14 protein-coding genes are annotated in these 14,291 nt (G+C 56.0%); 7 read left to right on the forward strand and 7 right to left on the reverse strand.

Translation table 11 applies throughout. The annotated features are described in order from the left end of the window. The first annotated feature begins 98 nt into the window (after positions 1-98). The 4 genes from yiaK to MKJ04_RS11075 all read left to right on the forward strand — a co-directional run bounded on the left by yiaK (position 99) and on the right by MKJ04_RS11075 (position 3,671). Positions 99-1,082, forward strand: coding sequence for a 3-dehydro-L-gulonate 2-dehydrogenase (yiaK, locus tag MKJ04_RS11060; RefSeq protein ID WP_241641701.1), 984 nt, complete (start codon positions 99-101; stop codon positions 1,080-1,082). Between the two features lie 217 nt (positions 1,083-1,299). Next, positions 1,300-1,920: a hypothetical protein gene (locus MKJ04_RS11065; RefSeq protein ID WP_241641702.1), complete on the forward strand. Its 621-nt coding sequence runs from the start codon at positions 1,300-1,302 to the stop codon at positions 1,918-1,920. Between the two features lie 75 nt (positions 1,921-1,995). Next, positions 1,996-2,778, forward strand: coding sequence for an enoyl-CoA hydratase-related protein (locus MKJ04_RS11070; protein ID WP_241641703.1), 783 nt, complete (start codon positions 1,996-1,998; stop codon positions 2,776-2,778). Between the two features lie 179 nt (positions 2,779-2,957). Next, positions 2,958-3,671 (forward strand): hypothetical protein, encoded by a 714-nt coding sequence (locus tag MKJ04_RS11075; protein WP_241641704.1) that lies wholly within the window; start codon positions 2,958-2,960, stop codon positions 3,669-3,671. An 85-nt stretch (positions 3,672-3,756) separates the two neighbouring features. On the opposite strand, the gene MKJ04_RS11080 is transcribed toward MKJ04_RS11075, so the two are convergent. Next, positions 3,757-4,470 (reverse strand): ABC transporter ATP-binding protein, encoded by a 714-nt coding sequence (locus tag MKJ04_RS11080; RefSeq protein WP_241641705.1) that lies wholly within the window; start codon positions 4,468-4,470, stop codon positions 3,757-3,759. A 221-nt stretch (positions 4,471-4,691) separates the two neighbouring features. On the opposite strand from MKJ04_RS11080, the gene MKJ04_RS11085 reads away from it, so the two are divergent. After that, complete coding sequence (locus MKJ04_RS11085) at positions 4,692-5,267, forward strand: DUF4142 domain-containing protein (RefSeq protein WP_241641706.1); 576 nt, start codon at positions 4,692-4,694, stop codon at positions 5,265-5,267. Between the two features lie 95 nt (positions 5,268-5,362). Beyond that, entirely contained in the window at positions 5,363-5,932 is a 570-nt protein-coding gene (locus tag MKJ04_RS11090) for a DUF4142 domain-containing protein (protein WP_241641707.1), read from the forward strand. Positions 5,933-6,268: 336 nt separating this feature from the next. On the opposite strand, the gene uvrA is transcribed toward MKJ04_RS11090, so the two are convergent. The 4 genes from uvrA to MKJ04_RS11110 all read right to left on the reverse strand — a co-directional run bounded on the left by uvrA (position 6,269) and on the right by MKJ04_RS11110 (position 10,638). Continuing rightward, positions 6,269-9,169, reverse strand: a complete 2,901-nt coding sequence (gene uvrA, locus MKJ04_RS11095; RefSeq protein WP_241641708.1) for an excinuclease ABC subunit UvrA — start codon at positions 9,167-9,169, stop codon at positions 6,269-6,271. A 129-nt stretch (positions 9,170-9,298) separates the two neighbouring features. Continuing rightward, positions 9,299-9,682: a YidH family protein gene (locus MKJ04_RS11100; protein ID WP_241641709.1), complete on the reverse strand. Its 384-nt coding sequence runs from the start codon at positions 9,680-9,682 to the stop codon at positions 9,299-9,301. Positions 9,683-9,788: 106 nt separating this feature from the next. Further along, positions 9,789-10,184 (reverse strand): YidH family protein, encoded by a 396-nt coding sequence (locus MKJ04_RS11105; protein ID WP_241641710.1) that lies wholly within the window; start codon positions 10,182-10,184, stop codon positions 9,789-9,791. A 61-nt stretch (positions 10,185-10,245) separates the two neighbouring features. Further along, positions 10,246-10,638, reverse strand: coding sequence for a YidH family protein (locus MKJ04_RS11110; RefSeq protein ID WP_241641711.1), 393 nt, complete (start codon positions 10,636-10,638; stop codon positions 10,246-10,248). A gap of 196 nt (positions 10,639-10,834) precedes the next feature. On the opposite strand from MKJ04_RS11110, the gene MKJ04_RS11115 reads away from it, so the two are divergent. Next, positions 10,835-11,917, forward strand: a complete 1,083-nt coding sequence (locus MKJ04_RS11115) for a hypothetical protein (RefSeq protein WP_241641712.1) — start codon at positions 10,835-10,837, stop codon at positions 11,915-11,917. 87 nt (positions 11,918-12,004) lie between these two features. On the opposite strand, the gene MKJ04_RS11120 is transcribed toward MKJ04_RS11115, so the two are convergent. Both MKJ04_RS11120 and MKJ04_RS11125 read right to left on the reverse strand, forming a co-directional pair. Beyond that, positions 12,005-12,868 carry a TIGR00730 family Rossman fold protein gene (locus tag MKJ04_RS11120; RefSeq protein ID WP_241641713.1) on the reverse strand — a complete coding sequence of 288 codons (864 nt, stop codon included), beginning with the start codon at positions 12,866-12,868 and terminating at the stop codon, positions 12,005-12,007. 135 nt (positions 12,869-13,003) lie between these two features. Further along, positions 13,004-14,251, reverse strand: a complete 1,248-nt coding sequence (locus MKJ04_RS11125; RefSeq protein ID WP_241641714.1) for an ABC transporter permease — start codon at positions 14,249-14,251, stop codon at positions 13,004-13,006. Between the last annotated feature and the right edge of the window lie 40 nt (positions 14,252-14,291).

Below are 14,291 nucleotides of genomic sequence, written 5' to 3' on the forward strand. Positions count from 1 at the left end.
GGGGTGATAAAAAGGCGAAGTCAGGTTCCTTTATGAACAATTTGCAGCCCAAAAGATGAATTTTAAACATGCTCTAAAGCCCAACAAAACCGAACAGTATGAGAATTTCCTTTGAAGAGCTAAAGGCGCAGTTTAAGCGTGTGCTTTTGAAGCTGGAGTTTACAGAAGAAAAGGCGAGCCTTTGTGCACGCATCTTTGCCGAAAACAGCCGGGACGGGGTTTACTCACACGGACTCAATCGTTTCCCGGTGTTTGTGCAGATGGTAAAAGACGGGTTGGTGAATGCAAATGCGGAGCCGGAGAGGGTGGCGCAGCACGGCGTGACCGAGCAGTGGGATGGCCACCTGGCCCCCGGCATGTATACGGCCACCAAAGCCATGCAGCGGGCAATCGAGCTGGCAAAGGAGAACGGGATGGGCTGCGTGGCGGTCCGGAACACCAACCACTGGATGCGCGCTGGCACGTATGGCTGGCAGGCCGCCGACGCCGGGTGCATTGGCATCTGCACCACCAACACCATCGCCAACATGCCGCCCTGGGGAGGCACAGAAGCACGCCTGGGCAACAACCCCATGGTGATCGCTGTTCCCAGAGAGAAGGGGCACATTGTGCTCGACATGGCCATGTCGCAGTATTCTTACGGCAAGTTGCAGGAGTATGAGTTAAAAGGCAAGCAACTGCCGATGGATGGAGGGTATGACGTAAAGGGAGAATTGACGAAAGATCCTGCCCAGATCAGGGAAACCGAGCGACCTCTGCCTATCGGGTTCTGGAAAGGCTCCGGGCTGGCTCTTGTCATCGATGTGCTGGTGGCCTCGCTCAGCAACGGCCGCTCTACCAGCGAAATCACGGCGGAAGAAAACGAGTCGGGGGTGTCGCAGCTTTTCCTGTGCATCAACGCCAGCCACCTAGACCAAAGTATCAGCGAGCGCATCATCGAGTATACCAAAACCAGTGCCTTGATGCATGAGGGCGATGAGATCCGGTACCCAGGCGAAAGCTCGCTCGCCACCCGCCGCCAGAATGAGCAGGAGGGTATACCGGTAAATGAGCAAATCTGGCAGCAGGTGCAGGCGTTGTAAAGCAGGTATAGCCTGCCCTGAGGGGAGGATAAAACGAATGGCCTTTGTTGAAATCGCACCAGAGAACTCCAATACCTTTAACGAAACGGGCTGCTATTTTAGTAATATAACATGGCCCTTGCTGTGACTTCTGACCCGCAAGGCGGATAGTTAGTACAAGGCTTTCATTCGTAATTTGTAATTCTTAATTCGTAATTATTTTAACCCGTAATTAATAGTGAATCGTACGCTTGCGCAGGTGCTGTCGGGGGTGCTGCACCCGCTGTTGCTCCCCACTTACCTATTCGCCATTATCCTGTATTATATGCCCGAGTCTACCCTTACGCTGCCTTTCAGGGTGCGGTGGGTGGTGCTGGCCATGATCTTTTTTACCACGTTCATCATTCCGGGGGTGGCGGCCTACAGCATGGTGCGCTTCGGCCACCTCGACTCCGTGGAGATGGAAAAGCGCGAGCAGCGCGGCCTGCCCCTGCTCTTCACGGGCATCTGCTATATGGCCACCTCATACCTGCTATACCGCGAGGCCGCCTTCGACGCCATTTTTTACTTTGTGATGGGCATTATCGCCGCCTCCGTTTTCCTGACTTACGTCATCTCGCTTTTCTGGAAGATAAGCGCCCACGGCATGGGTATGGGCGGGGCGCTCGGCTTGCTGCTGGTCCTGAACTGGCTTGCCCCGGAGGCGCGGATGGTACTCCCCATTGCGGCGGCGCTCCTGCTGACGGGGGCCGTCCTGACGGCGCGGCTGGCGTTGCACGCGCATACGCCAGCGCAGGTATACGCGGGGCTTGGCAGTGGGCTGCTGCTAGCCGTAAGCGCTGCCTATACCGGGCTGTAGGAAAGGGAGGAAGAGGCCGCTTGCCGCAAAGAGGCGTTTTGTTAACTTTGTTAGGTATAACTAACGCAGCTACAGATGAACTACGAGTGCTTACTATATGATATCACGGATGGGATCGCTACGATCACGCTGAACCGCCCGGACGTTTTCAACGCCTTCAACGATCAGCAGAGTTACGACCTACAGGATGCCCTGAAGCAGGTGGCCCGCGACGAAAGCGTGCGCGTGGTGGTACTGACGGGTGCGGGCAAGGCTTTCTGCTCCGGCCAGGACCTGAAAGCCATCGCCAACGCCGACAAGCGCGACCTGTCGGAGTCGTTGGAGAAGCGCTACAACCCCATCATCAGGGCCATGCGCAACCTTCCGAAGCCAATTATCTGCAAGCTGAACGGTGTGGCGGCGGGCGCTGGCTGTTCGCTTGCCCTGGCCTGCGACCTGGTGGTGGCCTCCACGGCTGCCAGTATGATCGAGGTGTTCGTGAACGTGGGACTGGTGCTGGATTCCGGCTCTTCTTTTTTCCTGCCCCGCGCCGTAGGCTCCCTGAAGGCGTTTGAGCTGAGTACCCTCGGCTCCAAAGTGTCGGCTGCGGAGGCGCTTGAGCTGGGTATGGTAAACAAAGTAGTGGCACCCGAGGACCTGGATGCCGCCGTGGCCGACCTGGCTGCCCGCTATGCCGCCAGCCCCACCAAAGCCATTGGACTGATGAAGAAAATGCTCAACAAATCCTTCAGTTCTACCCTGGACGAGATGCTGGACTACGAGGCGTATTGCCAGAAGATAGCCGGCAACTCCGAGGACTACAAAGAAGGCGTAACCGCCTTCAACGAGAAGCGAAAGCCACAATTCAAGGGGCGTTAAATATTTTATCTGAGCAAATGAAGCGAAAAGAGCCGGGCGACACTGCCCGGCTCTTTTCGCTTAAAACAACGCAGGCTATACATAGGCAATCGTGCCTTATACGCTAAAATCCTCCCCAAAACACCTCCAACATCGGTCTGGATATAGTATAACATAAGATGAATTAAACTGATACGCTTATGTTACGCAAAACGCTCTTCCCCCTTCTTGCCTGCCTGCTGCTTTTAGCACCAGCCCAGGCGCAATCCACCTGCTCCCAATTCCAGCTGCTGCACGACAACGCGGCGTACGAGATGCTGAGCTACGACGACAAGGACCGGCAAACCGCCCGGATCACCTACAAAGTGGCGCAGGTTACCCATACCGGCAACGAGGTGGAGGCAGACATCCACAGCCAGGTATATGACCCCAAGGGCAAGCTGGTAACGGAAGGCGACTTTACGGTTGGCTGCGCCGACGGCACCATCTGGATGGACATGCGCTCTGTGATGAACACGCAGATGATGGACGCTTACAAGGAGATGGAAATGACGATGGAGGGCGATAAAATGCTGTACCCCATTAATCTGAGGGCGGGCCAGAAGCTGGAGGACGGCACCATGACCATGGAAATGAAGGACAAAAAAAGCGGCCGCAGTATGATGACCATGGTCATGAACGTGACGGACCGCACTGTGGAGAGCAAGGAAAAGGTAAAGGTGCCTGCCGGCACTTTCGAGAGCTACAAAATCCGGCAGACTACTGCTATGGAGAACCAGGCCATGGGTATGAAAATACCCGGCATGCGCATGGAAACAGTAGAATACTATGTGCCCGAGATCGGGATGGTGCGCTCCGAAACCTACCGGAACGGCAAACTGCAGGCCTACACAGTACTAAGCAAACTCGAGTAGCCAGCTGCTATACCTTGCCCAAAGCGCCAGCCCTTGCTGCAAAGGCTGGTGCTTCGGGCAGGTATACGCTACGCCCGCAGGGGTGCTAGAAAGAGTAGCCTACCGTGAGTTTGAGCTGTGGCAACGGCACCACAAAAAGGGCCGAGCTGTTTTCCTGCGCCAACATGTGCCCGACCATGCGTTCCGCAATAAGGTCGCCAGCGTTCGTGGCCAGCGCATACTTCGCCCGCACACCCAGTGCCCCGGCAGCCTCGGCTGTCAGGTGTTTCGAGAGTTTAAACTGCCCCCCGACCTGGTAGCTCAGGTCCAGGGAGTTTTGGTAGAGCCGCCCGATAAACCGGTAATCCGGGTCGCCTGGGTCTTGCTCGGGCAGCCCAAACACGTCTTTCTCGAACAGCATGAAGCGGTACCCGAACACGAAGCCGCGGAAAAAGCCGAAAGGGTGGCCGATGTTTTTCTTGGTGTATTTGCGCTGGCTCATCCGGATCCCGATTCCGTGCACGCGCTTCTCCGTCGGAACCCAGGCGTCTTCGTTCAGGAACGTGCGGTATATATAGCTTAGGCCGATCTCGTTGGAGACGCGCGCCGTGCGCACCTTTTCGTAAGCCACCGATACCTCCCCCAACTGCAGCGGGTTCAGCTTCAGCACCCGGTCATGGTCGGTGTTGATCAGGTGAGTGTCATCTTCCTCCTCCTCATGCTGGGCCTGTGCGCCGGCCAGCGGCAGCCACGCCAGCAACACGGCAAACAAAGCCCCGGTCATCAGGCTTCGGCTGCCTCTCCTCATTTTCTTCTTCATGTAAATCTATTTATTGTGCAATTTTTGATGTGATGTTTTTTTGGTGGGATACGTGCTGATTGTACTGTGGTATAGCCCCGAAGGCCGTCACGCGCTTTTGCCCGGAACAACAAAAATCAGCTATAGGGCTACAGCAGAGCCTGTTTTGATAACTAACGATTGCCTGCGGCGTATAATCAATCTGTTTACATACTATCCGAGAACTAAACTACAATAGAATTATGAAAACATTAGCATCAACAGGAATTATAATTGGGGCGCTCCTTTTCGGTATGGCATCCTGCAACCAGCAGCAGGGGGCCGTGGAAGAGGCGCAGGACGTGAACGAGGAAATCGCCGAGAACACCCAGATGGAAGATGAGATGACAAACATGTCGGACTTTATGACCAAGGCGGCCAGCGGCGGCATGATGGAGGTAGAGCTCGGCAAGCTTGCCGCCGAAAAGGGGTCTAGCAAGGAGGTGAAGGACTTCGGCAATATGATGGTGACGGACCATACCAAGGCAAACGATCAGCTGAAGGCACTGGCCCAGCAGAAAAACATTGTGCTGCCCGACAGTATGGGCGAGGAGCATATGGAACATGTAAACGAGCTGCGCGAAAAAACGGGCGCTGATTTCGACAAAGCCTATATGGATCTGATGGTGAGCGACCATGAAGAGGACGTAGACATGTTTGAGAGCGCGGCAGAGGATTTGGAGGACATGGAAGTGAAGAACTTCGCCTCTACCACCCTAACCGCACTTCGCCAGCACCTGGACCGTGCCAAGCAGGTAAAGGACATGGTGAATAAGTAAGCCGTTGGCCCACAACTTTAGTACATACATAATATGGTATAAGCATCTGTAAGTTTTATCTTGCAGATGCTTTATACTTTAAAAAAAAAGGCCCCATGAAAAGATTAATACAGACAGTATTGTCCGCCACAGCCCTTTTGTTTGCCACCGCCTGCAGCTCCGACGATAGCATAAGGCTGGCCACCGACCAAAGCGTGCAACAGTTTGAGGCAGCCGGTGTGCAGGGCATGCACAACGACGCCCTGTTTGCTGCCGAGGCAGCCAGTGCCAGCATGCTGGAGGTGCAACTGGGCGAGGCGGCACAGGGTATGGCTGTGAGTCCGGAAGTGAAGGACCTGGCGCAAGAGATGCAGCGGGACCACCAGCAGATGCTGAACGACCTGAAGCAGATAGCCACGGAGGGCGACTTTGTGCTGCCGAGCAGCCTTGGCACACGGCATCAGGAGATTTATCAGGAGATCACGGCCAAATCCGGTATCGCCTTCGACCTGGCTTATGTGAAGCGCCTGGTAGATCAGCATAAAGAACTGATTGAGCGTTACGAGGACATCGCGAAGAACGGCAAGGTGATGGGGCTGCAGCAATACGCCTCCAAGCAACTACCACTGCTGCGGCAGCACCAGAAGATGGTAGAAGAGCTGGAAGACAAGATAGAAAATGCCTAAACTAACGCGAACTCGGACATAGCGCTAAATTAACCTGCTTTCAAATAAGTTTTTTGCTTTGGAGAAGTATAGTTTAGCTAGATCAGGACAAAATGATTCCCAGTTTTCCCGAGAGGCACCTTGTAGATTTCCGGTGCCACGTCAGTGGCAGCCGTTAGGCAGGAAATGTACACAGTGCCGAGCGGGAAAACGCGCCCCAGCGGGCGTGGAGCGAAAAATAAGCTATAAAACAATAGGTTTCGAGTTTAAAACAACCGCTATATTCCCAAGTTCACATTAAACTAAAAGCGGCTGCCCCACATGAGGCAGCCGCTTTTAGTTTATATAGGGCAAGTGTTATCCTGCCGCGGTCGTGTCGCGGTAATGGCTATTCGCCAGCTCTTCCTTCAGGAACTTGGCGGTATACCCCTTGCCTGCGGCCACTACCTCCTCGGGAGTGCCCGTGGCCACAATTTTGCCGCCACCCTCGCCGCCCTCCGGCCCAATGTCGATGATGTGGTCAGCCACCTTAATCAGATCCAGGTTATGCTCGATGATCAGGACAGTGTTGCCCTTGTTCGTGAGCTTGTGCAGCACATCCGACAGGTGCTCGATATCCTGGAAGTGAAGGCCAGTGGTAGGCTCATCCAGAATATACAGCGTCTGGCCCGTGTCTTTCTTCGACAGCTCAGTGGCCAGTTTCACGCGCTGTGCCTCGCCCCCCGACAGGGTAGTGGCCTGCTGCCCCAGCGTGATGTAGCCCAGGCCCACCTCATTCAGTGTCTGTATTTTGCGCAGAATGCGTGGCTGGCTCTCGAAGAACTCCACGGCCTGCTCCACGGTCATGTCCAGCACATCCGTGATCGACTTGCCTTTGAAGCGCACCTCCAGCGTCTCGCGGTTATACCGCTTGCCCTTGCATACCTCGCAGGGCACGTACACATCCGGCAGGAAGTTCATCTCGATGGTGCGCATACCGGCTCCCTCGCATGCCTCGCAGCGGCCTCCCTTCACGTTAAACGAGAAGCGGCCCGGCGAATAACCCCTGATCTTGGCCTCGGGCAGTTGCGCAAACAGCGTGCGGATGTCCGTGAACACGCCGGTATAGGTGGCAGGGTTCGAGCGCGGCGTGCGCCCGATCGGCGACTGGTCCACCTCGATTACCTTGTCAATATGCTCCAGTCCCTCGATCTTCTTGTAAGGGAGCGGATCGCGCTTGGCCCGGAAGAAGTGCGTGTTCAGGATTGGGTATAGCGTGTCGTGGATCAAAGACGATTTTCCGCTGCCCGACACGCCTGTCACGCAGATCATCTTGCCCAGCGGAAGCTCCAGCGTTACGTTCTTCAGGTTATTGCCCGTCGCGCCCTTCAGGCGAAGCACCTGGCCCGTTCCGGGGCGCTTATGCAGCGATACCGCAATGCCCCGGCGGTTGCTCAGGAAGTCGGCGGTGGTGGTGCCTGCCTGCATCATCTGCTCCGGCGTGCCGGCGGTTACCACCTGCCCGCCGTGTATACCGGCACCCGGGCCAATATCCACCACGTAATCCGCCTGCAGGATCATGTCCTTGTCGTGCTCCACCACAATAATGGTGTTGCCCAGGTCGCGGAGGTCTTTCAGGGCATTGATCAGTCGCTCGTTGTCGCGCTGGTGCAGGCCGATGCTCGGCTCATCCATGATATATAAAACGCCCACCAGCTGCGTGCCGATCTGGGTGGCCAGGCGGATGCGCTGGCTCTCGCCCCCCGACAAGGTGCGTACCGGGCGGTGCAGGCTCAGGTAATCCAGGCCCACGTCCAGCAGAAAGCCGATGCGTTTCCGGATCTCCTTCAGCAGTTCTTTGGCGATCACGTTCTGGCGCTCGCTGATGCGGTCTTCCAATCCCTCGAACCAGGCAGCCAGCTTGGTGATGTCTAAAACGGAGAGCTCCCCGATGTTTTTATTGTCGATCTTGAAGTGCAGTGACTCTTTCTTGAGGCGGTAGCCGTTGCAGTCCGGGCAGACGGTGGTTTGCGTGAAATCCTCTATCCAGGAGCGGATGTTGTCGGAGTCGGATTCCATCTGCCCTTTCAGGAAGTTGACGATGCCCTCGAACTCCACAATGTAGGTCCCTTTCTTGGTGCTCACCTCCAGGTCCTCCTCCAGGCCATACAACAGAATTTGCAGCAGGTCTGCCGGCAGGTCTTTGATGGGGGTGGAGACGGAGGCCTTGAAGTGCTTGAACAGCGCCTCGATCTGCTTGAAAATCCAGATGTCGCGGTACTCTCCGAGCGGCGCTATACCCCCCCGGCGGATGCTCAGGCTATTGTCCGGGATCACGGTTTCCTCGGTTATCTCCTGTATCTCCCCTAAGCCCTTGCAGGTAGGGCAGGCCCCGTAGGGCGAGTTAAACGAGAAAGAGTTCGGGGCCGGGTCGTCGTAGGCGATGCCGGTGGCCGGGTCCATGAGGTGGCGCGAGAAGAAGTGCGTCTTTTCTGCGTCGGCGTCCAGGATCAGCACCGTGCCCTTGCCATGCGTCAGGGCGTTCTGTATTGAACCCGACAGGCGGAAGCGGTCTTCCTCCTTCACCACAATCTTATCGATCACGATTTCGATGTCGTGGATTTTATACCGGTCCACCTGCATCTTAGGCGTGATCTCCACCAACTCGCCGTCCACGCGGGCGCGTATAAAGCCCATCTTGCGGATTTGCTGGAAGAGCTCGCGGTAATGGCCCTTCCGGCCTTTCACCACGGGGGCCAGCACCACAATGCGCTTTTCGTTAAAATGCTCCAGGATGTGGCTGACGATCTGGTCGTCGCTCTGCCGCACCATCTTGTCGCCGGTCTCGTAGCTAAAGGCCTCGGCCGTGCGGGCCCACAGCAGGCGCATGAAATCGTATATTTCCGTGATCGTGCCCACCGTGGAGCGCGGGTTGCGGCTCGTGGTTTTCTGCTCGATAGAAATCACGGGCGAGAGCCCTTCGATCTTGTCCACGTCCGGGCGCTCCAGGCCGCCCATAAACGAGCGGGCATAGGCCGAGAAGGTTTCCATGTAGCGGCGCTGCCCCTCGGCGTAAATCGTGTCGAAGGCCAGCGACGACTTGCCCGAGCCACTGATGCCGGTAAACACCACCAGCTTGTAGCGCGGCAGCTTTATAGAGATGTTCTTGAGGTTGTGTTCGCGGGCGCCGTAAACTTCAATCTGTTGTGCTTCCCCATCCAGGGAAAAAGCAGCGGAAGCTATGCCCGAGTCTGTAGGTTGCTCTTGGTTAAAAGCCATTCAGCGTGAGTTGGTTTAAGTAGCAAAGTTATGAAATTATCAGCGCTTTCGTGTTGCGGGTCGCTAACCTTTCTTAACAGGCAGCCCCGGCAATAAGTTTAGCCGCAGGCATGGTAAAACTGGCCTGTTTCAGTCGATGTTGCCATAATAGGACGCCTGTTTTTCGTGGAGCTCAGCGTGTCTGTGGCTGGTATGGGTATAGTCGCGCCGCTGGTGCTTGATCACGCGCTGCTTTTGGAGGTACCGCAGGAAACCGTAGCCAGCCAGGGCGGCCCCCAGGAGCATAAACAGGACGCCAAAAAGCTCGAGGGAGGTATGGTGCGACAGCTTCAGGGCGGCAAAGCCCCCGGCCACCAGCGCAATGCTGGTGCGGAGGTAAGCCATCAGGGTGCGCTCGTTGGCGAAGATGGTGCGCTGCACCGACATCTGGTCCCGGATCTCGGCGTTCTTCCGCTCCTGCACCTTCAGCTTTTTCTTCAGCTTCTTTATCTCTTCCTGCTCTGAACCCGGCATACCCTTTTTTGTGGGAATATACGGAGCCGCTATAAAATGGGATAGTTTGTCACTGCTGGCAAGCCTGTCGCAAATCTGATGGCCTGCCAGGGCGCGGCAGCCGTGGTCAGGTCAGGCCGTCCATCTCGGTGTCGGAGTGTTTTTTTTCATTGGCGTGCACTTGCTCATGCTCGTGGCTTGTGATGCAGTAATTCTGATGGTGGTTGTCGATGACGCTTTGCTTGTGGCGATACCTGACAAAGCTGTAGATCGCGAGTATAATGCCGATAGGTATGAGAATGGCCCCGATCACCTCCAGGTATAAATCGTCGGAGAATTTAATGGCGGCGAACCCGCCGATGGACACGGTCATGGAGGTGCGGAGGTAAGCCATCAGGGTGCGCTCGTTGGCGAAGATGGTGCGCTGCACCGACATCTGGTCCCGGATCTCGGCGTTCTTCGCCTCCTGCACCTTCAGCTTCTTCTTCAGCTTCTTTATCTTCTCTCGTTCAAGGTCGCTCATACTTTTGCATACGCGTGCCCGTGTAGCAAGGTATAGGTATAGGCTGTTCCGCGCGGATGCCTCAGGATGGGGGCGTAGTACCCGCCCTCTCCTGCGCCATCACCTCCGCATGCATCGGGCTGGTGGGGGTATACGCCGTGGTATGGTGCGTAATCGCCTCCTGCTTTTTGGTGAACCTGCGGTACCCGAAGAGGGCCACGCCTACCCCGGAAACGATGGCCAGCGCGCCCAGGCCCATATACAGCGTGCCTTCGAAAAAACGGATCAGCGTGAGGCCTGCCAGCACAAGTGCCATCGCCGTGCGCATATACGCCAGAAATGTCCGCTCGTTGGCCAGCTTGGTGCGCTCCATGGCCAGGCTGTCCCGGATCTCGGTGTTCTGCTTTTCCTGGACCTCCAGGTCCTTCCTTGTTTTCTCGTTCGCCATCCCAAATAAGATTGATCGGATGCTCATGCAGAGATGTACGCAACCGGGGCGGCAAGGGTAAGGGAATCGAGGGGGGAGGTATGGGGTGCCGCGTTTGCGGAACTTAAAGCGCAATCATCTACATTTGCATAAATTCACGCGCCTGATGTTTCGTTTCCCTTTCCCAAACACGCCTCGAGCCGCCGCTTCCCTTTTGTATGCCCTGGTTGCCCTATGGCTGTTGATGCAATGCTGGCTTTTTGAGAAATTCGGCGTTCAGGTTGTGTTCGACAGTTACCGGTATATAGAAGACGCAAACCGCCTGCTCTCAAGCGGTGAGTTCCGGCTAAGCTACGTGAGTTATACCCTGCTTCTGGCGGCTTTCCTGAAGGGAACAGGCGCTGTGGCTGGGGTTGTCTGGGTGCAGCTGGCGTTTTCGTTGGCGGCTACGGTTGCTTTTTTCAAGCTCGTGTACCACTTTTCGGCCAGCGCCCCCGTCGCATTCCTGGCGGGTTTTCTGCTTGTCGTCTGGCCTGATTATCAGCAATGGAATTTCTATGTCCATACCGAGGCGCTGTTCGTGAGCATCACCCTTATTGCTTTTCTGAGGATGGCCACCGCGCGGCGGAAGTGGGCGTATCTCCAGCTGGCGCTGCTGCTTGTTTTTCTGGTGTTTTTGCGCTCGAACGGGTTTATGGTGGCGCTGGCAGTAGCCAGTTACCTTGCTTCAGACGCATGGCTAAAAAGAGGGTGGCGGCTCCGGTGGTTGTTTGCTGTAATCGTTGGCGGGGGTACGCCCTTGTTCATACTGCTCGCCCATCTCTTCCTGGCCGACATGAGCGGCCTGCACGCTTTCACAGACCATCTGGTTACGGGCAATGTAATTCAGGGGTATGAGGGGGTGCGGGTGGAGGCTACAATGGAACTTGCGCTAACAGGGTCTCCCTTGCAGCAGGTACTGCAGCTGGTATGGCAGGAGCCCGGGTTCTTCTTCAAAAGATCGGCACTCAGGTTTATATACTACTGGGGGCAGATCAGGCCTTACTTTGCCGGGTACCACAATGGGTTGATCGGCCTTTTCTTTTACCCGCAGTATGCGCTTGCCCTGTATGGTATACTCAAGCGGCAGGTCTATACCCCTTTGCTTATCGCGATGGGGGTATTGGCTGTGCTGCTCACCGCGATGGTGCTGGTAAGCGGGGTAGACTGGGACAACCGGTTTATGCTGCCCCTGCTGCCGTTTATATACCTGACGGCTATGGCTGGGCTCCAAAAACTGGCTATGCCATACAGCAAACCGCAAGCGGCCAACCTCCTCCAACAATAAAAGCAGACCCCGTAAAGGACCTGCTCTTGCTGTTGGGTATACACCCAGCGGTATGGTATGGTATGGTATGGTATGGTATGGCTTCCGTTAAAAGTTCGGCGACAGCAGGTACTTGCTGTAGAAATCGTCGATGATCTTCACGGCCTCAGAGGCGTTGTCCACGATATGCACCAGGTCAAGGTCTTCCGGGTTGATGTTGCTCTCTTCATTCAGCATCACGCTTTCGATCCAATGGAAGAGGCCCTCCCAGTAAGAGCGGCCCACCAGCACGATCGGGAAGGCGCCGATTTTCTTGGTCTGGATCAGGGTGATGGCTTCAAACACCTCGTCGAGGGTGCCAAAGCCGCCCGGCATCCCGATGAAGCCCTGCGCATACTTCACAAACATTACCTTGCGCACAAAGAAATAGTCGAAGTTGATGAGCTTGTCTGAGTCGATGTAGATGTTGTTGAACTGCTCAAACGGCAGCTGGATGTTCAGGCCCACCGACTTGCCGCCCTCGGAGTGGGCTCCCTTGTTGCCCGCCTCCATAATGCCCGGGCCGCCACCCGTGATCACGCCGTAGCCGTGGCGCACCAGTTTCGCGGCGATCTCCTCGGCCATCAGGTAGTACTTGTGCGAGCTCTTGGTTCGGGCGGAGCCGAATATCGAGACGCAGGGGCCAATCTTAGACAGCTTCTCAAAGCCCTCCACAAACTCCGACATCACCTTGAAGATCTGCCAGGAGTCGGCAATTTTGATTTCGTTCCAGTCTTTGTCTACAAAGGCCTGCCGGATGCGCTTTTCCTCCTCAGAGGCGGGTGCGGCCGTCGACTCGCCGCTCTCGCGCAGGTCTGTGATGGAGGTAGCCTTGTCTTTGTTTACGTGCGGGTTCAGGATGGTCTGGCCGCTGCCAGTGTTCACTGCTTCTTCGTGCAGCTTGGTTTTACTCGTTTTTCTAAGTTTCGTCATTTTGTCATCTTCAAATCAGGGCTCAGGCGAGCTCCCGGCCGCCTGTTGGCAGGCGTTCATCTTCACAAAAAAAGTTAGGCGCAGGCGCCGCAGTGCAGTGGTTGCGCACCGCAGCAACACGGCGTGTAAATATATCTATTTAGAGCGGATTGCAATAACGGGGTCCAGGTTGGAGGCCAAAACCGCCGGGATAATGCCAGAGAGCATGCCGATCACGGCCGATACGCCGAGACCCAGGATAATGTTGCCCACCGAAAGCGTCACCTCCATCATCTCCTGCGGGATGAGCGTGAGCAGAAACACCAGCAGGATGCCGATGCCTCCGCCAAACAGGCTCAGGAACACCGACTCAAACAGAAACTGGAACAGGATGAAATAGTTTTTGGCGCCCAGCGATTTCTGGATGCCGATGATGTTGGTGCGCTCCTTTACCGACACAAACATGATGTTGGCGATGCCGAAGCCCCCCACCAGTATAGCGAAGCCCCCGATGACCCAGCCCGCCAGGCCCACTACCTCAAAAAAACTGCCGATAGCCTGCGTGGCCATCTCCGGGCGGTTCATGGCAAAGCTGTCTTCGTCGCGGGGGCGCAGGCCGCGTATGTTGCGCATCAGGCCGCGGATCTCATACTCCAGTTCCTGCAGCCCAGGGTCGTCGTCGCGCCCTTTGGCCGCGATGGTAGACCCGATTCCGTTGGGGCCCACGTCAAACATCTTCGCAAACGAGCCATAGGGGATGATGCCCATCTGGTCGAAGTTGGGCATGCCGAACATGTTCTCGCCCTGCTTCTCGATCACGCCGATGATTACGAACTTCTGGCCGCCTACCTTCAGCTCCTGGCCAATGGCCGAGCTTTGGGGGTATAGCGTTTTGGCCACTTCGTCGCCGATCACCGCCACGTTTCGGGAGGCGTTCACCTCCTGCGGAACAAAGTAGCGGCCCTCCAGAATCGGAATCTCAGACACTTTGTTGTAGTCGTAGGTCACGCCCATCAGGTTGGCCTCTGAGTAACTGTTGTTGCGGTGCTTGAAGGTGTTGTTGCCCCTGCTGGCAAAAATAGCCACCCCGGCGCTGTTCGTAATGCGGTCTTCCAACAGGCGGAACTCGCGCACGCTTGGCTCGGGGCGCTGAAAATACTTCCACCAGGGATAGTTGCCGCCAAAGGCCCAGGGCCATTTCTGCACGTAAATCACCTTGTCGCCGATAAAGCTCATGCTGTCGCGCACGTTGCGCTCCAGCGAGTCGACGAGCGTGAACACCGAGATGATGGCGAAGATGCCAATGGTGACGCCAAGCAACGAGAGGAAGGTGCGCAGCATGTTTGCCCGTAAGGCCTGCCACGCAAAACGGAAACTTTCTGCTATCAGCCGTAGGTATATCATAGTTTCTGGGGATTCGGGTTGAGGAATGCGGAACTAATTC

The sequence above is a fragment of the Pontibacter sp. E15-1 genome (genome assembly GCF_022601975.1).
Lineage (GTDB): Bacteria > Bacteroidota > Bacteroidia > Cytophagales > Hymenobacteraceae > Pontibacter.